The organism is Bradyrhizobium sp. GCM10028915, assembly GCF_042666195.1.
Classification (GTDB): domain Bacteria; phylum Pseudomonadota; class Alphaproteobacteria; order Rhizobiales; family Xanthobacteraceae; genus Bradyrhizobium; species Bradyrhizobium canariense_D.
Window position 1 is genome coordinate 3,626 of sequence record NZ_JBHTFN010000068.1, and the last position, 18,067, is coordinate 21,692.

Sequence of the window (18,067 nt, forward strand, 5' to 3'; positions counted from 1 at the left end):
TCAGCAGATCATCTTGACCGGGACACCTCACGCCCGATTCGATATGCAAATGCGGAGCCCCGGTCACGCAGCACAACCAAACAGCAGGCGAACGCTAAAAGCCGTTCGCCGCCGCGCTGTCGCGCTCAGCTTGTTTTTGCCGAACAATCGCCAGGCCCTCGCTGCACGCAACAAATTCGTTGCTCCCCACACGCATTCCAAACCTTTCGCAAAACGAACGATTCTCATCCGTTAATGCTTGCACAAGTTGCTGTTGTGCCGCCGCGCGCATGGCGGGAGTAGCGATGAAAGCCGCATAGAGGCCACATGCCACCATCGCGCCAAGGAACAGCGGAAACGCAAGTGAACCTGGAGCAAGATTGATGACTGGAGTGCTGACTCTGTTTTCCATTGCCGTTCCTCCTCTTAAATATCTGCTGAAAATCTCTTTGGCGTACCGCAAATTCTAGGCGCTTTTGGCCAGCGCCCAATGTGAACCCGTTCACATTGCTGCACAACGAAAAAACGAGGGAAAAAGTGTCAACACCTCTAACGTACTCGGCTTGTTGCTCCAACTTGGTTGCGCCGACTGTTGATTGTTTCTTGATGGCGGTGGTTCGAGATTACAACTAACATCCGGAAGATTTTGATCAACGAAATGTAGCAGATTGCCGCAATCGGAGCCGTCATTTTCGCTGTTGCCGCTTCTCCCGCAGTCGCGCAAGCACCGGTCACAGACGAGATGATGGTCAAATCAGCTGATCCGGGGATCGAAATCTACGTCCGCAACAAGCGACCAGCAAACATGGCAACATTCCGTCCCGAGCAGACCGTGTTGTATGTTCATGGCGCGACGTATCCGTCAGCAACCGCGTTCGACCTGAAGCTCGACGGTATCTCGTGGATGGAGTATATGGCCTCGCGCGGATACGACGTGTGGCTTCTGGACTTGCGCGGTTACGGCAAATCGACCCGCCCGGCCGAGATGGCTGATAAGCCTGAAGCTAATCCCCCCATTGTGCGGGGCGACACCGCCGTAAAGGACATTGGTACGGCTGTCGATTTCATCGTACAGCGCCGCAACATACCAAGGCTCAACTTTCCTGAATGAAAACCACGGCAACTTAATGTGAGCAAATCTGGTCCGCTATGCCTCCGGTGAGGGGTCTCGTGGCGAGGGGCCAGCGCTTCGCCGATGGCCCTTCGGAAGTCAGCCGCGCGCGCACCCGCTATTTGGTCGCTTTCCGCAGCACCTCGTTCATTTGTGCTGTCCAGCCTGGGTTTTTTTCCCTCAGAACCGCCAAGACATCGCCCGGTTGCCTTTCAACTTCGGTCATATCGCGGGCGCATGTACGCGCTTCGTCCCATCTATCCAGGCCGGCATAACAGCAGGTGAGAACCTCCAAGGTGGTCCACCAATTCGGTCGAACCTGCAGCGCCCGGATTGCTGCGTCGAGCGCGGGCTCCGCTTTTCCCTCGAAAAGATCCGCCAGGGCCAACATATTGAACCATACAAAGTTTTGCGGATCATAGGGACTGAGCCGTAGCCCATGTTGCAAGGGAGAAATCGCTTGCGATGCGCGTCCGCTGAAAAGAAGGGCGATCCCGAGACCCAGATGACCGAGCGCAAAGCTTGGGCTGATGTCGATTGCCTTCCGTGCCGCTCGGATAGCCTGCTCGAGCTGTCCCGAAAAGATGCTGACGATCGCAAGCGCATAGTGCGAGTAGGGATTGCGCTCATCGAGATAGACAGCCTTGAGGGCGGCCTGCAATCCCTCTTGGAGCTCGAGCGCGGGATTTTCCGCCCATCCATAGGGAACGACGCCGCCGCTGACCCGGGCGAGCCAAATGTGCGCCTCCGGCAACTCGGGGTCGAGCCTGCAGGCCTCGCGAAACAGCTCGCGCGCTTTGAGATGGTTCTCGCGCGTTACTTGATGGAAAAACCAGGTGCCTCGACGCACCAGATCCCACGCCGTCATATTGCCGGTGTGGCGGGCGGCAGCCTGGGCACCTTCGGTCTTGAGCAGCTCCGGCTCAATTGCGCCAGCCACGCGCTCCGCGATCTCATCCTGAATTGCAAAGAGTTCTGTTAGTTCGAGGTCGTAGCTTTCCGCCCAGATATGACTGCCTGACGTGGCATCAACTAACTCCGCTGAAATACGGGCGCGGACGCCAGACTTGCGCAAGCTTCCCTCCAGCAGATAGCGAACGCCTAGCTCGCGTGCGATCTGCTTCATGTCGATCAACTTGTCCTTATAGGCGAAGCTGGAATTGCGCGCGATCACCAAGAACCATCGAAAGCGCGTTAACGCGATAATGATGTCTTCGGTGATGCCGTCGGCGAGATACTCCTGCTCTCTATCACCCCCTAAGTTTGTGAAGGGCAGAACTGCGATGGACGGGCGATGTTCCCCCGCGGTGCTCGGCGCATTGCCGGATCTGGTTTGTGCAGAAACGCAGCCGGTAAAGCGGTATCCAACGCGTGGGATCGTTGCGATCCAGTCCCCTCCGTCCGGCGACGACCCCAGCTGTTTCCTCAGGGCCGCAATCTGAACCGAGAGATTGCTCTCCTCAACCGCCGCATCTGACCAGACGGCCCGCATCAGGTCGGCCTTACTGAATACCTGACCGGGCGCCCCAAGAAGCGTCAGCAACAGCTGCAGGCCCTTGTTGCTGAGAGCAATCGGCCGGCCTTCCCGGAAAACCATTCCGCGATCCACGTCTAGAACGAACGGACCAAAGGCGATCTTGGTAACCATTGGCGAACTCTAGCAATGTTCGCAACATTTCGGAACTTTTCGGCAGATGATTCAAGACTTTTCGGGGCGGGCCAGTGATCTTCCTCTCGTTAATCCAATCACCCATCAGGAGGGTTCAATGACGGCCTTGAGTCATATCACCAGGTCGGAAGACAAGCGGGTCGGAGCCGCGCAGAAGGCGTCCGTTGTCAGGGCAGGCGCCAAATACAGATCGGAACAGGGATCGGACTACGAGCCGGGCGTCAGCGCGGAGACGGTGGGCTCGACGACCCTGTTTCTCGGGATCGTAACGCTCCCTCCAGGCGCACGAACCAGGGCGCATGTGCATGAGCGGCATGAGACCGCTCTGTACCTCTTGAGCGGCGAAATAGAGGTATGGACCGGAGACCAGCTGCAGTATCGAGAGGTGGTGCGGCCTGGCGACTACATCTACATACCGGAAAATGTGCTGCATGTTGCCGTCAACCGCGGAGAGCAATCCGCCGTCTGCGTCGGCACGCGCAACGAACCTACCGCCCAGGAAAGCGTGGTGTTGTACCCCGAGATGGACGCCAGAATACCGTAAGCACGAACCCGTCGAGCCTGCATTGAAGTGCCAACTCCTGTCGAGCAATTCGGCGGGCGTTGCTCTTCTCTCATCGTCTCGCGCGGGTCGGCTTCGGGAAAAGGGGCGGCTTGGCTCTCGGGTGCCAACTCCCGGTCTACTCCTATCAATCGACACGTAGCTGCACCGCGTCAACGGAAGCGATGGCCACATGCCGACATTCGGCCCTCCCTATCTCTGTCGAAGCCGGCGCTTCTGGCTACACACGATAGATCACGACGGCTGTTGCGCACGGTTGGTTACGGAGTGCCGCGGCCAAGGCAGACTTTCCAAACTTGGCAGCCCCCTCCGACAGGTTGTGCTATCGCAGCGCCATTATCTCGCATTGTGCGACACCTACGGTGCTGCGTCGCTTGGGTTGTACGACAGTATCAATCATGGCGCGAAATTAGCCCGCGACCGGGGACGCCTCGATGACTGCAAATCGTCCCGCCGCCGTCACCGACGTCACGTAAAATCCCGCCTTGCCGAGCAGGTCGCGATACTGTGCTTCGGTGCGCTCCCTGCCACCCGGCCCCCGCAGCATGTTCAAGTCGCTCAACGCGTGGGATCGATGCAGTTCGTTGGCGCCAGGAATGGCCGGCATGATCCGCTCGACCAGCAGCAGCATTCCGTTCCCTGGAAGCGCTTGCCGACAATTCTGCAGAATCACGCAAGCGCGCTCAGCGTCCCAGCGTCCCAGTCGTGGGTCACGCTCTTCAGGATCACACCGTCGGCAATGGCCGGGACGGACGCGAAGAAATCGGCGGCCATGAAAGCTGCGCGATCAGCCAGGCCGAGCTGTGCAAGATGCGCCGTTGCGGTTTCGGCGCAGCGAGCAAGATCGAACACAGTGCCGCGCATTTGTGGGCAACGCCCCAGAATAGCGCCGATCAGCTCGCCCGATCCGCCGCCGACATCCAGGACGTGCGAAATCCGGCCAAAATTGTAGGACGCAGCACGTCAGCCGTGACCAAGCGCGTCATGCTCGTCATCGCGGCGTTGAAGATGCGGACATTCTCGGGCACGCGCGCCATCAGATCGAAGCTGTTGTCGAAGCCTTGTAGTTGCGCAGCGGTCTTGCCGGACATGACGGTCTCGAGCAGGCCATTCCACGACTTCGAAAGCATTTGCCCTTCGAAGATCGCCCAGGCCTTGCAGGACGACTGAGCGTCGCCGGCCAGGGTCGCGCCGGTTTCAGTCAGGGCATACCGGTCGCCTCCGCCCGGGCCGCAGATGCCGATGGTGCGGAGCGTCGTGAGCAGTCGCGCCAATGCGGCCCGGTTCGCACCGGTCGCGTCAGCCAAATCGTCGAGCGATTTCGGTCCATCGGACAGTCGATCTGCGATTCCGAGCTGGGCCGCGACGTAGATCACGGCGGTGATCCGATGCGACTGGATCAGGTCGAGAAGTGCAAGGGCTTCCGGGGACGACATCGTTGGTTCCTCCTGCGTGTCATCTCGCGTCACGAATATCCACTAACCGACTTATGTCGGCGAGCCAGCTCTCTTGTCGGCTTCTTTCCGACCACACAGACCGTTGCCGCTCAGATCGTCATGGTCGTGGCACTGGCCCTCGGATTCGCGCTCAATCGACGTAAAGTCTAGGCGCTCAGCGCCATCGCCGGCGCGGCGGATAGCTCCGGAAAGTACCGGCTGCGCATGCGTTCCGCGTAGTCCAGGCAGCCGGGTTGCGATCGCAGATAGGTCCGTATCGGCGTGTCGATCGGCGTCAGCACGGTGGATGACAACGTCGCGAAGACGATAGCGTCGATGCTCGACAGCTCGGCGCTGAAGAAAAAGGGGCCGCTGCGCATCATTGCCAGCACCGCGCGCCCGTCGCGCAGCGCGGCCTCGACGATCTCTTCATGGCTGTTGCGGGCCAATCCTTGAAACCAGAGGTATCTTGGCCACCTTCTTGCGGACGAGGCCCGACACCAACGGCCGTACAAAACCCGCCAGCGCATCGCTGGTAGTACAAGCAGGGTGAGGAGCGTCGCCGTCTGAAGGCCGCTGATCACGACTGTGGCTAGGGGCTTTTGGACCTCCGCGCCGGTGCCGGTCGCGAGCGCCATCGGCGAACCCGAGCGAGGCGGCCCCAACATTCTGCGCCTCGATGGCGAAACGCCTTTCCGCCTTGTGCATTGATGTCCCGGCGTCTTGCACGTAGCCGCCCAGCCTATGGCATCTCCTACGAAGGAGCATTTTGCTTTCGGCATAGGGTGCCGCGCCGATCGCCAATGAACCTTCCTAGTCATCGTCCAGACCTAACCTGTAGTGCGGCTGAGCGCCGGGCCTGCTTTTTCGACCTGTGGTGCTCGGTGCAAAGGTGCTGAGAATTGTTAGGTGCTCGCATGGCTCTTGCCGCGCGAGTTCAACCGTCATCAGCCGCAGCCCGAACATCAGCTACCGAGCGGGGAAGGAGAACAGCGATGAGCACCAACCCAAACAAGGCGCTTTGGGAAAAAGGCGACTTCACGAGGCTGGCGGCGACCATGCGAGAGAGCGGAGAGGCACTCGCCAATTCGCTTGGCCCCACGAACGGAATGAAGATTCTCGACCTTGGATGCGGTGACGGAACGACTGCTATTCCGCAGGCCAAGCTTGGCGGCGACGTGCTAGGCGTCGACATTGCCAGCAACCTCGTGCAGGCCGGCAATAACCGCGCGAAGGAAATGGGTCTCCTCAATTGCCGATTTCAGGAGGGTGATGCCTCTCACCTCGATGACCTCGCTGACAAAAGCTTCGATCGCGTCGTGAGCATTTTCGGTGCCATGTTCGCGCCAAGGCCATTCGACGTCGCCAAGGAAATGGTGCGTGTGACACGGCCGGGCGGACGGATCATCATGGGAAACTGGATTCCTGGCGATCCAACCCTGGTTGCTCAGATCCTGAAGATTGCCGCCGCCTACACTCCGCCCCCGCCAGAGGGCTTTGTCAGTCCGATGACCTGGGGCATCGAGAGCAATGTTGTCGAGCGGTTTGGCAGCGCCGGCATCGCCAAGGAGAATATCTCGTTCTCTCGTGATACCTACAACTTCAACTTCCCGGGCACGCCGGTACAGTTCGTCGCTGTGTTCCGCGACTATTACGGCCCCACGATGAATGCATTCGACGCGGCAGAAAAGAACGGCCGCAAGGCCGAGCTACAAAAAGAGATGGAAACGCTGTTCACCAACCAAAACACAAGCAAGGAGGCGACGTCCATCCCCGCCACTTTCCTCCGCGTTAGCGTAGCGGTTGGGTGATATCTTGTAAGGCGGGTAGCCTCCGAGCATGTAAATCGGCGTAGGGTTCCAACGCCCCATCGGCGAGCTAAGGTGTTGATCTAGCAAGCAGCGATTGGGCTCATCCCGGACGCCTGTTCACATGCTGACCATGCCGCTGTACGTCTTCAAGGTTCTCAACCTAGACCCAAGCACGCCTGCCCCATTCGAGGAGTTCCTCGATGACGAAGCGGCGTGGAAAGAAGCGACACGTTTCGCAGCCGACCCGTTTAGCTGACACCGACAATCTGCATTTCACCCAGGAATTTCTTGCTGAGATGCTCGGCGTCAAGCGAACCAGTGTGACGTTACATGCGCGAACGCTTCAACAAGCTGGAATGATAAATTACTTCAGGGGTCACATACAGATCACTGATGTTGAAGGCCTGCAGGAAAGCGTCTGCGAATGCTACGCAACCGTCAAATCGTATTACAAGGCATTGCTCGGGCCGCATACGGTGTAGGTTCGGTCACTTCGGGCTTTGCAGCCAGCTTCGAGCTTGCTCCGTTCTCGCCTGGCAAGCAGGTGTCACTGCGGTTGAAAAATTGCGCCGAAGCGACCAGCAGTTTTGGATATCGATGTGTGCTCGGGTGGTCAATGCGCCGCTCGGCGTCTCGGGTGGCAGCGCTCTGCTCCTTAAAATTCCCGAGCGTGTTTGCTGCGATGCTTAAATACCCGAATACCCAAGCCAGAAAAACCGAGCTACTATTGAGTTTCCCTTTGGGGGCACCCCATGTTCGACACGGCAACCACCGCGCTTTTGCGCGCGGTCCTGGACGAAGTCTGCGAAAGCGTTTCGCACGGCGAGATCGGGGCACGTACTCATGTCGCTTCGAAAATCCTGGAGGCGCCACCAGAGGCGAGGTTTCGGTCGATGGCCCCAGGCAAGTCGGCCGTGACGCCCTGTCCCATGCACCCACGATGCGGCGCTGATTGATTGGAGGGGGCGCGAACTTCCAGGTGACGGTTCTCAGGATCCTGGTGAGCTATCCGGATGGCTTTGCCGTCATGGAGGACCTCAAACGCGACATGGCTATCCTGGCGACCAGTGGTCGCGATTGGGCGGACCGGACCAAGCGCCTCGCCGCACGGGTGCCCGATCTCGACATCTTTTCCCATGGACCAGTCGAACGCATCAGCAGCGGATGGCGGATCACTGCCAAGGGACGGGTGGTGCTCGAGTTCATGGAAGCCGGCCCGCTGCGACCGAACCGATCCAGGCGCCTTTGGTCGAGGAGGCTCCGGCTGCGATAGTCGCTGCGACGCAGGTTCCTCCGCTGCGGCAGCCCAAGCGGCGGCGCGAACATCGCGAACGTCGGCGCGAGGCGCGAGAACGAGCGAGGGCGAACGCCTCCTGACGTTTCCTACAGAGCCGGCAAGGCGCGAAATGGCGAGGACGGGAGCCGAACCCGCGCGCTATGGCCAGGCGGGACCTCTCCGGCGGCCCTGACCACGCCCAACACCCCGCATTTGCATGCAGGCCCCGTTTGCGCCGACGAGCGCACGTGCCGTTTCAAGCCCTCCTGGAAGCGGTCGATGAGGGCACAGGGGGTCCGGAGGCCGGTCAGCTGTCAATCGGCGTTCGACTCCGATTGGATGCCGATCACCCCGAAAACGGGGTCCTTATTCCATGCCGAAACACACCTTCCGGTGCTCAGCCGAACCGGCGTGCCTTTCCTGACGACGATGCACGGCCGGCTCGACCTTCCCGGTCTGCCGTAGCTAATCGGTGCCTTTGCGAACGCTCCGTTCGTCTCGATTTCCGCCGACCAGCGTCGGCCGCTTCCGGAGGCGAACTGGATCGCGACGATCCAGCACGGACTGCCCAAGGATATGTTTAGGCCCTCCTACGAACCAGGTTCGTACCTGGCCTTTCTAGGGCGGCTGACGGCCGACAAGGGTCCGGAGGACGCCATCCGCATCGCGCGCGCGGCGCGGATGCCGCTGCGGATCGCCGCCAAGATTCTTCGGGCGGAGACGACCTACTTCAAGAACAAGCTCGAGCCGAACATCGATGGCCAGACGGTTCAGCTCGTCGGCGAGGTCGACGATGCGAAGAAGCAGCCTTTCCTCGCGAACGCAGCGGGCCTGCTGTTTCCGATCAATTGGCCCGAGCCGTTCGGCTTAGTCATGATCGAGGCGATGGCATGCGGGACGCCCGTGATCGCCTATCGATCGGGCTCGGTGCCGGAAGTGGTGGAGGACGGCGTCACCGGCTTCATCGTCGATGGTGAGGAGCAGGCGATCAGCGCCGTGAAAGAACTGGGCCGGCTGGATAGACGAGTGATCCGCGCTCGGTTCGAGGAGTGCTTCGCCGCAAGCCGGATGGCGAAGGAGTATGACAGCCGATATCGCGATCTGGTCGCCCGCGGAGGACGCCTCAGGTGAGAGATCTATTCCGCGGCTGACTTGTGGGGGCGGCGCGAATTCGAGTCCTTGGCGACCCGTTCCGTATCGGGAATAAGTGGAAGTTCGGGGCGTTGAGGCCGGCATCCCAACCGGTGCGTCACGTTGGAGGAGATCATCGATGAAAAGCTTCCTTGCCGTCGCGTTGCTTGGCACTGCTGTGATCGGCGGCGCTGCTTTCGCGCAATCCACTCAGCCCGTCGATCGCACGGCGCCGGCGGCCACCGCCCACCCCGCCGATGCGAAGATGGCGTTCAAGGGAAATTGGCGCGCCTCGAAGCTGATGGGCCTGAACGTCTACAACGAAGCCAACGAGAAGCTCGGCGATGTCAACGAACTGCTCGTCGACAAGAACGGCAAGATCAACGCGGTGGTTATCGGCATCGGTGGCTTCCTCGGCATGGGCGAGCACGACATCGCGGTCTCCATGGACAAGCTGAAGTTCGTTGAAGAGCCGGTTCGAACGAGCTCGAGCGGCACGTCGACCCCGGCCCGCGACACCACCACGACCGGGACCGCGTCCACAACCACGACGAACCGCACCGCGAACGATTGGGTTCCTGACCACGCCGTCATGAGCGGCAATAAGGAGCAGTTGAAGGCGCTACCGCAGTTCAAATATTCGGACTACAACTAAGCGCGACGAGTGCTCTCGGCGAATTGGGGCCCCATTACGGGGCCCTTTTTTGTGCCCACAGGGCTAGTGTACCGATCTGGCGCAATGAAAAACGGCCCGCCCAAATCATTGGGCGGGCCGTTCATCCGTGCGGGGTCATCCGCTCAGTGCATGTGAACCAGGAAATAGCCGACGCCGCCAACAACCAGGACGGCTGGAACGGCCCACAAAATCAGTACGGGCATTTTTTCCTCCAATCGTTGTCAGAATGCTTAAACGGCTCTTACCGCCGTCGCGACTATTACTGCTCGGTGCAGACCTTCGTGGTCTTGACCGCGGACTCTGCCTCTACCTTGGTCTTGTAGACGCCGTCGCCCACGACCGTCGTGGTGGTTGTGGTCGGCTTGGTGTCGACGATGGTGCACTTCTTGGTGGTGGCATCGCGCACGATGTAGAACTCGGCGGCGCTGGCGGCCTGCGTGCCGAGGGCGAAAGCGGCAAGAGCGCCGCACACGATAAGCTTCTTCATGGTGTTCTCCTCAAAGTGAAAATGACTCGTAAGTAGTCATTGCCAACGACGCTGCGCGACCGAAGTTCCCACTCTCACGATTTGCACAATTTCGGTATAAAAGAAAATGCACATCTCGCGCAATTGCCTAGTTTTCCCCGAATGGAACCACGCGTCTCGCCCCAGGTTGTCCGACGTCCGCATTAAGGAGGTTCAGATGAACAAGCGTTTATTTTTGGCTACCACCGCTGCAGTCGCGATCGCGACTTCCGCTTTTGCCCAGTCGTCTCCGAGCACGTCGAACTCCAATCCGCCGTCTCGTCAGCAGGATTCCACATCCACGACGCCGTCCTCTTCGACGCCGTCGTCCAATTCGTCTTCGGGGTCCGCACAGTCCGCCACTCCTTCGGCGAATTCGGCCCAGACGCAGTCTCCGCCCTCGAGCGGTCAGAGCGCTGCAGGCCAGTCGTCCAATTCGGGCACGGGCACCAACACCACGCAGGCGCCGGCCTCGAACAACTCGACCAACCAGGCTCAGACCAATCAGCCGTCCAATCAGACCACTACGCCTTCGAGCCAGGCGCAGACCAATTCTCCTTCGAACACGAATACCCAGACGCAGAGCGCCAATCCGCCTGCTCCGGGCAACAACCAGGCACAGTCCCCGGCGGGCAGCGGTTCGACCAACACGGCGCAGCAGCCGAACAATCAGCAGAACACGGCCGATCGCTCCTCGAACACCAACGTGAACGCGTCGGTGAACATCAACGATCAGCAGCGGACTCGGATCAGCACGTCGATTTCGCATCTGAACGTGCAGCCCCTCAACAACGTGAACTTCTCGTTATCGGTGGGCACGGCGGTGCCGCGCGATGTCCGCTTGCAGCCGCTGCCGGCGGAGGTCGTCGAGGTCGTGCCGCAGTACAGAGGTTACAACTTCGTGCTGGTGAAGGACGAGATCGTAATCGTGGAGCCTTCGAGCTACCAGATCGTCGCGGTCCTTCCGTACTCGGGTCGTTCGACCGCGGCTGCGCCGGCCCGCACCGAACAGCGCAAGGTGACGTTCAGCGATCGCGATCGCGAAGTGGTCCGCAAGCATGCCAAGGCGCGTCCCGAGGCGCGTCCCGTTGAGCGCGAGCGGCAGACCACCGGCAGCACCGTGCGCACCGAAATCCGCAGGGGTGAGCGCCTGCCGGCGGACGTAGAAGTACAGACTTTCCCCGAGGAGGTCTATCGCGACGCACCGAGCCTGCGGGAGTACCGGTACATCAGCCGGGATAGCCGCACCTACATCGTCGAACCGCAGGAACGTCGCGTCATCGAAGAGATCGATTGATCTGGTCACATCAAGGAGAACGAACATGAGGACTATTGCTCTCGCAGCGTTTGCCGCCACCGCCATGCTGACGTCGGCGGCTTCGGCAGCTCCGCTCAATCCCAGTCCGGTCGGATCGGCGGAGGCGGCAAACGTCGATCAGGTTCGCCTGGTCTGCAACGAATACGGCCGTTGCTTCCGCACCCGTGGCCCCCGCTACGTGCAGCGTTACTACGGCGACGACGACAGCTACGTCGTGCGCAGGAGCTACGGCTCCTACGGCGGTCCGGGCTACTACGATCGCGGGTACGGCTATTACGGCGGCGGGCCGAGCATCGGCTTCAGCTTCGGTACCGGCCGCTGGTGATTGATGCGTCAGGCGTCGCCCTTTCGGCTTTGATCGACCAAGCCACTCTGCCGCGCCCAGACTAGCGCTGCGCTTCCGCTCATCACGCGTACGCCGAGGTTCTGAGAGCGCTACGTCGCTCCGGAAGGGAACGATCGGCACTCCACCGCGTCGAGTCCTTGCTCTCGGCACCCTTGCCCCCAAGCCCCCAGCCGGGAGCGAAACCTAGCCAATAGGTTGGCGGCCTCGACCCCGGTCGAGGTCGTTACCTTTTCCCCCTAGTCACTGGACCGTCGCCGCTGCGGGAGACGCCGATAGATACGCGATCCTCCGATCCTGGCGTCACGCCATTTCGACTTATAAGAAAGGGCCAGCCCGGATGGCTGGCCCTTGAGGTAGATTACGTGACTATGTAAGCCCTCAGTAACGAGAAGCCGACGCGGCGCCCCAATTGAACCGGTAGTTCAGGCCGGCCTTGATGGTGTGCTCGTCATTGCGGAAGCCGACGGCGGTCACAACGCCAGCGGCGCTGGTGAAGAGAGCGTTCCGCGTGCCGAAGTCATAATACTGGTATTCGACCTTGCCCGACCAGTTCTGGGCGAACATGTATTCGAGACCACCGCCCACGGTGTAGCCGTCGCGACCACCGCCGTTGTTGGTGAAGGTGCCGCCGCCGAAACCGTTCGTAAGGCGGGAGTCAGCCCAGGCATAACCGCCTTTGACGTACAGCAGCGCCGGACCCCAGGTATAGCCGATGCGACCGGTGACCGAACCGAGCCCACGATTGACGAAGGGATTGTTATTGGTGTCGAGGAAGCTGTAGTTCGCTTCAATGCCCAGCACCCAGTTCGGCGAGAACTGATGGTCGTAACCGACCTGCGCGCCGCCCATGAACACACCATCGTTGCTGCTGGTGCCGGTGAAGCCGGGGGCCAGAATGTTGTTGCTGCCGCCGAATGCGCCGCCGACGTGACCGCCGATGTAAAAGCCGGTCCAGTTGTAAATCGGCGATGCCTCCATCGCTGGGGCTTTGGTGTAAGGACGCGCGGCCATATCAGCTGCCGATGCTGTACCCGCTAGGGCTGCAAAAGCGACAGTAGCTAGAAGGAACTTTTTCATTTCGAGTCTCCCGGTTTCAAAGATGTTCAAACGCTATTCCAATCCACCAAATTTGCTGTAGCGCGGAAGACACACCGCAGACCAGATTGCTGAATCAACACCAGTTTTTCGTGCACAATGCGCCCAAAGGCGCCGGCGTGTGCGGAACATTCCGCCTTGCAATCGGGTGACAGTACGCGCTTGCGAAGATCAGAGAATAAGGCCTGCCCCTCCATGCCTCCGGCACGCCCTATCGGCGGAATGAACGCTCGATGTCGCGCACGAGAATCAAGGCCGCGTCCGTATAGCGCCCGTAGGACAACTGCTGGTCTGCAAGACTGGCCGCCGCCGGTACAGGAGGGCCCGCCCTCGTCTCTGAACTGTCCGCTTGGTCCTGCGTTCATGTCCACCGCTTAAGATCGAGTGAACTCAGTGAACCTCACCGTTCCGAGCCGTGGAACCAATTCCACGCCGCACAGTAAGCTAAGCGGAGACGCGCCGGCCGAACCATTGAGGTCAAGCGTGGCGAGGCCGAGATGCTATGGCGCCGACTGCGGTCGCCAAAATCCGTCGACACACGCGCTAAGTGGAGGATTAGGAATGTTGCAAGGAATACGAAAACATGCGTTCGGCGCCGCAGCGGCAGCTGCTCTTTCCGTAATTCCAGTCTCGGCCTTTTCCCAATCCATTGAGATTGGTCCGGGAGGCGTCCGGATGCGAGGTGAATGCGAGCAATTGCGGCAAGCGTGCGAAAACAAGGACGCGCTAGGTGAGCGGGGGGAAGGAAATTGCCGGAGATACCGGGAGACCTGCCAACGGCCGGTTCGGAGGGATGCGTGCGCCGAATTGCGACAAGCCTGCCTCAACAAGAACGAATTGGGCGAACAAGGGGAAGGAAATTGCCGCAGGTATCGCCAGACCTGCAGAGGGCGTTTGTAAGGGCACTGTTTGCCGGTGTTGTAGAGTGATCCGCCATCGCTCGGGCACCGCTCTCGTGCACAGCTCACCCGAAGGCCGCCTCAATCGGCGGCCTTCGTTCATATCGGACCCGGCCCGCGACGTCGCCTTCTGACCGATCCTGTTGAAAAAGGCAGCGGTTGCGACGCAGATAGTTCAGTGATTCAGTCTGTCTAGTTGGCAGGATTGAAGATCATAATGGACATCGGCAAGTCGAGCAGGCCGCTTAGTTCTACGAGTTCTCACTTGAGAAGCATATTCCCGCCGATCACCTGCTCAGGTCGATCGACAGGTTTGTCGACCTTCAAGAGATTAAGCGGGACCTGGCACCTTTCTACAGCAACATCGGTCGACCTTCGATCGATCCGGAACTGATGATCCGGATGCTGCTGATCGGTTACTGCTTCGGCATCCGGTCATAGCGGCGCCTGTGCGATGAGGTTCACCTTAATTTGGCTTACCGATGGTTCTGCCGGCTCAGTCTCGACGGGGCGGTGCCGGATCACTCGACGTTCTCCAAGAATAGGCACGGCCGCTTCCGGCAGAGCGATCTCTTCCGACGCGTGTTCGAGAGCGTGTTGCACCGCTGCATCGAGGAGAGGCTGGTCGGCGGTGAAGGATTTGCAGTCGATGCGAGCCTGATCAAGGCCAACGCCAATCGGCAGAAGGGCATCGAAGGCGACAAGGGACTTCCGCCGGCGGCTGGCGGACGATGAGTATCTAGCTGTCCTCGACGATGCAGCCTTCGGGGCAGCGACAGAAGTCACCCCGAAGTTCGTGTCGCCCCCCGACCCGGCGGCGCGCTGGACGGGGGCTCACGGCGGCCAAGCCTTCTGCGCCTACTCAACGAACTACCTGATAGACGTCGAACGCGATCATCGTCGATGTTGAGGCGACGACGGCAATCCGGCAGGCGGAGGTGCTGGTTGCCAAGCGCATGATCGAGCGCTCGCTCGAACGGTTCGATCTCTATCCAAGCCGGCTCCTCGGCGACAGCGCTTATGGCTCAGCCGAGATGCTCGCCTGGCTGCTCTATGAGCACGGCATCGAGCCACACGTTGCAGTGTTCGACAAGTCGGCCCGCACGGACGGGATCTTCTCGCGCGACGACTTCACTTATGACCATACCGGAGACGTTTATCGTTGCCCCGATGGCAAAGTTCTTACCACGACCGGAACGCCGGTAAATGATGGTGCCACCATGCTTTACCTCGCCAGCAAGCGCGATTGTGATCGCTGCGCATTGAAGTCCAGGTGCTGCCCCACGCAGGCCTCACGGAGGGTGCCGCGCTCGATCTACGAGGGCGCTCGCGACATGGCGCGCCAGATCGCAAGATCGTGGGAGGGCCGCACTTCGCGTCGGCTCCGCAAGAAGATCGAGCTGCTGTTCGCGCACCTCGAGCGCATTCTCAAGCTCGATCGCCTGCGACTAAGGGGTCCGAACGGCGCGCGCGACGAGTTCACCCTCGCAGCCACCGCCCAGAACCTCCGTAAAATGGCCAAGCTGATCCCAATGGCAAGCCCAAGGCTCGCATAAGAACTGGTGAGCCCTTCGCCCGCATCGGCGCTCACACCATTACAACAAAACTACTCCGGCCTTTTCAACAGAATCGGCCCATAGCCGACCTGCCGTACGCATCCGCCCCAGGACCGCTTGTGACCGGCCGTGCGTTGCAAGTGGTTTGGCCGAGTTGGCGGTAAGCGGTCTTGCATCAATGTATCCGGCCTCTGATTGGAGTATTTGCTCCGGGCCATCATGGATATCAGCGCGCGTGCTTTCTCATTAGCGGACAGGCCTCGATTGGGGCCATTTGGGTCACCAGTGTTCGAATGCGCCGGAAAGACCGAACCTCCATCTCGTCTCATCCCCTCGCAGACCTCGGCTGGGAACGATTGATAGAGTTGCGTCATCGCTTGCTCCTCTTATCGCTCAGTTCCTTTGTTCGAGCCGATGGCCGTTCCTTCGTCCCGGCCCGCAGAGCGTCGATCGCGTCGCGCGCCGGGGCGGTCAAGGCCGGCCGTCGCGCTTGGCTTGCGGCCGGCTCCGGCGCTGCCAGGCTGCGCCTTGACCGCGCCGAGCACGGCGCGAGGATCAAGCGGGTCGGACGCCTGCATCGTCGGTCCTGGTCAGCTCGAAGGCGCGTCCATTAGCCAGCACCGCCCAGGCGATGCGGGCAAGCTTGTTGGCGAGCGCGATCGCGAGCACGTTGTGGTGCAACCGCCTCTTGGCGGCTTCGATCCAGGCTTTGAGCCCGTAACGTTCCCAGTTCTTGATCCTGACCAGCACAACCCATGCCGCCTGCACAAACAGAACGCGCAGGTAGCGATTGCCGCGCCTCGAGATTTTGCCGAGGATCGTGCGGTCTCCCGTCGAGATCTGCTTGGGCACCAGTCCGAGCCAGGCGCCGAAGTCGCGGCCTTTGGAGAAGACGTCTCCAGTGCCGATCGCGGCCACCATGGCGCTCGAAATGATCGGTCCGATGCCAGGCACCGTCATCAGGCGCGAACATGCCTGATCTTGACGGGCCAGATCTTCGATCTCGCCGGACAGGCCATCGATACGCTGATCCAGCCGGCGCCAGTCACCTGCCAACTCCTCGATGACACGCAACATGCGCGGCGACAGGGCATCGGTGCGCGTCGCAAGGATGGTGGGCAGTTCCGTGCGGAGGAAGCCGATACCCTGGCGCACGGCGATTCCGCGTTCCAGCATGAAGGCGCGAATCTGGTTGATGATGCCGGTGCGTTGCGACACCAGCCGCTCGCGCACCCGATGCAGCGCCTGCAGATCCAGTTGCTCCGAGGTCTTGGTCGCCACGAACTTCATCGTCGGGCGCTGCACGGCTTCGGCAATCGCTTCGGCATCGTTGAAGTCGTTCTTCTGTCCCTTGCTATAGGGGCGGACATATTTAGCCGGCATCAACCTGGCATCGTGACCAAGCGATGCGAGTTTGCGGCTCAGGTGATGTGCGCCGACGCAGGCTTCCATGCCGATCAGGCAAGACGGTATATTGGCGAGCCGCGCTTCAACCTGGCCCGCGACCACTTTTGCCGCAGCACGATGGCGCCGCGCGTGTCGTGGCCCACGACGTGGAACGAGTTCTTGCCGATATCGATGCCGATCACGGCGATTGCGGTATTGGGTGTCTGAGACATGGCGAGCTCCTTGTTTTGGCGCCCCTGGCCAGCTTATCGCTGGCGGGGCAGGAGCACGGCCGGACCATCCCATTCTGATGTCCCCAGTCAAGCACACAGCGCACGGTTTCTCATCTCCACGAGGACTCATCGTGAAGTTCTTGTGCCGATGGATCGTGCAGAGGAGAAGGCGGGACTCAAAGACGTCGGTGAACAGGCTCTGATGCGCGGGTTGGATACCGCATTTCCGTTTTTTCGTCTGGGGCTGTCCCTGGTCTAGCGTCGGGCGTCGATCGGATGATCGGCCACATAATGGATTTCAGGATTTCCCCTGCCGTGGTCCCGCCTTCACTTCTGCACGATTAATGTCTGCGACTGCCCCCTGATCTTGATTGCAACAAAGGGGGCTGTGGGCCGGTCGAGCGCACCTCACGACTCGAGCGGTCCACAGCCCCCAACGATGTCACGCCTGTCGAGGTGGCATGAGCTCGCGATTGATCGCCCAAATGAAGGCGGATAGCTCTCGGGCAATCGCCGTGACGATTACGGTTCGCCGCTTGCCCTTCCGCTCGAGTGAGCGGAAGCGTCCGCACAGCCTGGTTTGCGCTTTCCACGCAATCTCGCGCGCGACTCTCGGTGCGGCCTCCACCTTTGGCTGCTTGTCTCGGCTCACGCGCGGCGGATATCGATAGCTCCAGGTCGCCTCTACAAGAATACGTCGCGCCCGCCCATTACCGGCTTTGGTGATGCCGCCTCGCTTGACTTGGTCGCCAGTCGAGTTTTCTGTGGGCACCAGACCCAGATAGCCCATCAGCTCGCGAGGATTTTGAAAGCGGGATAGATCACCGATCTCAGCCAGCCCCCCCCACAGCCGCAATGAGATCAATCCCGCGCACCGCCTGCAGGGCCGACACAACCTCGGCGAGCGACCACTCGGGTACTACCTCGCGGATGGCATCTTCCAAACGCTCCAGCCGCTCACTTTCCTGGCGTATCCCCTCAAGTAACTCTTCGAATGCGATGCGCTGCTCGCGATGCTCGAGCTTCTGCGACATGAGCCATCTCATGTGGGCTGGTCCCCACGTTGTCTTGCCCGGAT

17 protein-coding genes and 6 pseudogenes are annotated in these 18,067 nt (G+C 60.5%); 11 read left to right on the forward strand and 12 right to left on the reverse strand.

Annotated elements, in window-relative coordinates; genetic code table 11:
• Positions 1-94: 94 nt before the first annotated feature.
• Complete coding sequence (locus tag ACFQX9_RS33305; protein WP_377791613.1) at positions 95-391, reverse strand: hypothetical protein; 297 nt, start codon at positions 389-391, stop codon at positions 95-97.
• 330 nt (positions 392-721) lie between these two features.
• On the opposite strand from ACFQX9_RS33305, the gene ACFQX9_RS33310 reads away from it, so the two are divergent.
• Positions 722-1,090: an alpha/beta hydrolase gene (locus tag ACFQX9_RS33310; protein WP_377791614.1), complete on the forward strand. Its 369-nt coding sequence runs from the start codon at positions 722-724 to the stop codon at positions 1,088-1,090.
• A gap of 118 nt (positions 1,091-1,208) precedes the next feature.
• On the opposite strand, the gene ACFQX9_RS33315 is transcribed toward ACFQX9_RS33310, so the two are convergent.
• On the reverse strand, positions 1,209-2,738 hold the full coding sequence (locus ACFQX9_RS33315; protein WP_377791615.1) for a winged helix-turn-helix domain-containing tetratricopeptide repeat protein: 1,530 nt from the start codon (positions 2,736-2,738) through the stop codon (positions 1,209-1,211).
• 118 nt (positions 2,739-2,856) lie between these two features.
• Between ACFQX9_RS33315 and ACFQX9_RS33320 the strand changes: the two genes are divergently transcribed.
• The gene (locus tag ACFQX9_RS33320) at positions 2,857-3,303 is read left to right on the forward strand and encodes a cupin domain-containing protein (protein WP_377791616.1); all 447 of its coding nucleotides are present in this window, start codon (positions 2,857-2,859) and stop codon (positions 3,301-3,303) included.
• 427 nt (positions 3,304-3,730) lie between these two features.
• Here ACFQX9_RS33320 and ACFQX9_RS33325 read toward each other — a convergent pair whose 3' ends face one another.
• The 5 genes and pseudogenes from ACFQX9_RS33325 to ACFQX9_RS33345 form a co-directional block, all read right to left on the reverse strand.
• Positions 3,731-3,994, reverse strand: a complete 264-nt coding sequence (locus tag ACFQX9_RS33325; RefSeq protein WP_377791617.1) for a methyltransferase — start codon at positions 3,992-3,994, stop codon at positions 3,731-3,733.
• Complete coding sequence (locus ACFQX9_RS33330; RefSeq protein WP_377791625.1) at positions 3,991-4,257, reverse strand: methyltransferase; 267 nt, start codon at positions 4,255-4,257, stop codon at positions 3,991-3,993. Before ACFQX9_RS33330 ends, ACFQX9_RS33325 begins: the two co-directional genes overlap by 4 nt.
• Positions 4,215-4,757: a hypothetical protein gene (locus ACFQX9_RS33335; protein WP_377791618.1), complete on the reverse strand. Its 543-nt coding sequence runs from the start codon at positions 4,755-4,757 to the stop codon at positions 4,215-4,217. Before ACFQX9_RS33335 ends, ACFQX9_RS33330 begins: the two co-directional genes overlap by 43 nt.
• Positions 4,758-4,924: 167 nt before the next feature.
• Positions 4,925-5,206 carry a glutathione S-transferase C-terminal domain-containing protein gene (locus ACFQX9_RS33340; protein ID WP_377791626.1) on the reverse strand — a complete coding sequence of 94 codons (282 nt, stop codon included), beginning with the start codon at positions 5,204-5,206 and terminating at the stop codon, positions 4,925-4,927.
• 33 nt (positions 5,207-5,239) lie between these two features.
• A pseudogene (locus ACFQX9_RS33345) lies at positions 5,240-5,414 on the reverse strand (efflux RND transporter permease subunit); the annotation flags it as partial.
• Positions 5,415-5,752: 338 nt separating this feature from the next.
• Between ACFQX9_RS33345 and ACFQX9_RS33350 the strand changes: the two are divergent.
• The 6 genes and pseudogenes from ACFQX9_RS33350 (at position 5,753) to ACFQX9_RS33375 (ending at position 9,630) form a co-directional block, all read left to right on the forward strand.
• The gene (locus ACFQX9_RS33350; RefSeq protein ID WP_377791619.1) at positions 5,753-6,568 is read left to right on the forward strand and encodes a class I SAM-dependent methyltransferase; all 816 of its coding nucleotides are present in this window, start codon (positions 5,753-5,755) and stop codon (positions 6,566-6,568) included.
• Between the two features lie 200 nt (positions 6,569-6,768).
• Positions 6,769-7,050, forward strand: a complete 282-nt coding sequence (locus tag ACFQX9_RS33355) for a helix-turn-helix domain-containing protein (protein WP_377791620.1) — start codon at positions 6,769-6,771, stop codon at positions 7,048-7,050.
• Positions 7,051-7,320: 270 nt separating this feature from the next.
• A pseudogene (locus tag ACFQX9_RS33360) lies at positions 7,321-7,520 on the forward strand (hypothetical protein).
• A gap of 75 nt (positions 7,521-7,595) precedes the next feature.
• Positions 7,596-7,945, forward strand: a pseudogene (locus ACFQX9_RS33365) (hypothetical protein).
• Positions 7,946-8,231: 286 nt separating this feature from the next.
• A pseudogene (locus tag ACFQX9_RS33370) lies at positions 8,232-8,975 on the forward strand (glycosyltransferase family 4 protein); the annotation flags it as partial.
• Positions 8,976-9,114: 139 nt separating this feature from the next.
• A complete protein-coding gene (locus tag ACFQX9_RS33375) occupies positions 9,115-9,630 on the forward strand; it encodes a PRC-barrel domain-containing protein (RefSeq protein ID WP_085350354.1) in 516 nt (171 codons plus the stop codon).
• Between the two features lie 280 nt (positions 9,631-9,910).
• On the opposite strand, the gene ACFQX9_RS33380 is transcribed toward ACFQX9_RS33375, so the two are convergent.
• A complete protein-coding gene (locus ACFQX9_RS33380; protein WP_085350355.1) occupies positions 9,911-10,138 on the reverse strand; it encodes a hypothetical protein in 228 nt (75 codons plus the stop codon).
• A 196-nt stretch (positions 10,139-10,334) separates the two neighbouring features.
• On the opposite strand from ACFQX9_RS33380, the gene ACFQX9_RS33385 reads away from it, so the two are divergent.
• Together ACFQX9_RS33385 and ACFQX9_RS33390 are read left to right on the forward strand one after the other, a co-directional pair.
• Positions 10,335-11,453: a DUF1236 domain-containing protein gene (locus ACFQX9_RS33385; protein WP_377791627.1), complete on the forward strand. Its 1,119-nt coding sequence runs from the start codon at positions 10,335-10,337 to the stop codon at positions 11,451-11,453.
• A 25-nt stretch (positions 11,454-11,478) separates the two neighbouring features.
• Complete coding sequence (locus tag ACFQX9_RS33390) at positions 11,479-11,799, forward strand: hypothetical protein (RefSeq protein WP_377791621.1); 321 nt, start codon at positions 11,479-11,481, stop codon at positions 11,797-11,799.
• Positions 11,800-12,198: 399 nt separating this feature from the next.
• On the opposite strand, the gene ACFQX9_RS33395 is transcribed toward ACFQX9_RS33390, so the two are convergent.
• Positions 12,199-12,897 (reverse strand): outer membrane protein, encoded by a 699-nt coding sequence (locus ACFQX9_RS33395; protein WP_377791622.1) that lies wholly within the window; start codon positions 12,895-12,897, stop codon positions 12,199-12,201.
• A 1,193-nt stretch (positions 12,898-14,090) separates the two neighbouring features.
• Between ACFQX9_RS33395 and ACFQX9_RS33400 the strand changes: the two are divergent.
• Positions 14,091-15,370 (forward strand): annotated as a pseudogene (locus ACFQX9_RS33400) (IS1182 family transposase).
• 555 nt (positions 15,371-15,925) lie between these two features.
• Here the strand turns inward: ACFQX9_RS33400 and ACFQX9_RS33405 are convergent.
• From ACFQX9_RS33405 to ACFQX9_RS33415, 3 genes and pseudogenes are all read right to left on the reverse strand, one after another.
• A pseudogene (locus ACFQX9_RS33405) lies at positions 15,926-16,989 on the reverse strand (IS110 family transposase).
• 442 nt (positions 16,990-17,431) lie between these two features.
• Complete coding sequence (locus ACFQX9_RS33410) at positions 17,432-17,854, reverse strand: transposase (RefSeq protein WP_377791623.1); 423 nt, start codon at positions 17,852-17,854, stop codon at positions 17,432-17,434.
• Positions 17,820-18,023, reverse strand: a complete 204-nt coding sequence (locus ACFQX9_RS33415) for a hypothetical protein (protein WP_377791624.1) — start codon at positions 18,021-18,023, stop codon at positions 17,820-17,822. Before ACFQX9_RS33415 ends, ACFQX9_RS33410 begins: the two co-directional genes overlap by 35 nt.
• Positions 18,024-18,067: the final 44 nt, after the last annotated feature.

What these genes read in the sequence shown, in the direction of transcription:
- ACFQX9_RS33395 (WP_377791622.1), bottom strand. Translation starts at nt 12,897, where the DNA reads ATGAAAAAGTTCCTTCTAGCTACTGTCGCTTTTGCAGCCCTAGCGGGT.
- ACFQX9_RS33415 (WP_377791624.1), bottom strand. Translation starts at nt 18,023, where the DNA reads ATGTCGCAGAAGCTCGAGCATCGCGAGCAGCGCATCGCATTCGAAGAG.
- ACFQX9_RS33350 (WP_377791619.1), top strand. Translation starts at nt 5,753, where the DNA reads ATGAGCACCAACCCAAACAAGGCGCTTTGGGAAAAAGGCGACTTCACG.
- ACFQX9_RS33375 (WP_085350354.1), top strand. Translation starts at nt 9,115, where the DNA reads ATGAAAAGCTTCCTTGCCGTCGCGTTGCTTGGCACTGCTGTGATCGGC.
- ACFQX9_RS33390 (WP_377791621.1), top strand. Translation starts at nt 11,479, where the DNA reads ATGAGGACTATTGCTCTCGCAGCGTTTGCCGCCACCGCCATGCTGACG.
- ACFQX9_RS33380 (WP_085350355.1), bottom strand. Translation starts at nt 10,138, where the DNA reads ATGAAGAAGCTTATCGTGTGCGGCGCTCTTGCCGCTTTCGCCCTCGGC.
- ACFQX9_RS33315 (WP_377791615.1), bottom strand. Translation starts at nt 2,738, where the DNA reads ATGGTTACCAAGATCGCCTTTGGTCCGTTCGTTCTAGACGTGGATCGC.
- ACFQX9_RS33320 (WP_377791616.1), top strand. Translation starts at nt 2,857, where the DNA reads ATGACGGCCTTGAGTCATATCACCAGGTCGGAAGACAAGCGGGTCGGA.
- ACFQX9_RS33385 (WP_377791627.1), top strand. Translation starts at nt 10,335, where the DNA reads ATGAACAAGCGTTTATTTTTGGCTACCACCGCTGCAGTCGCGATCGCG.
- ACFQX9_RS33310 (WP_377791614.1), top strand. Translation starts at nt 722, where the DNA reads ATGATGGTCAAATCAGCTGATCCGGGGATCGAAATCTACGTCCGCAAC.
- ACFQX9_RS33355 (WP_377791620.1), top strand. Translation starts at nt 6,769, where the DNA reads ATGACGAAGCGGCGTGGAAAGAAGCGACACGTTTCGCAGCCGACCCGT.
- ACFQX9_RS33305 (WP_377791613.1), bottom strand. Translation starts at nt 391, where the DNA reads ATGGAAAACAGAGTCAGCACTCCAGTCATCAATCTTGCTCCAGGTTCA.
- ACFQX9_RS33335 (WP_377791618.1), bottom strand. Translation starts at nt 4,757, where the DNA reads ATGTCGTCCCCGGAAGCCCTTGCACTTCTCGACCTGATCCAGTCGCAT.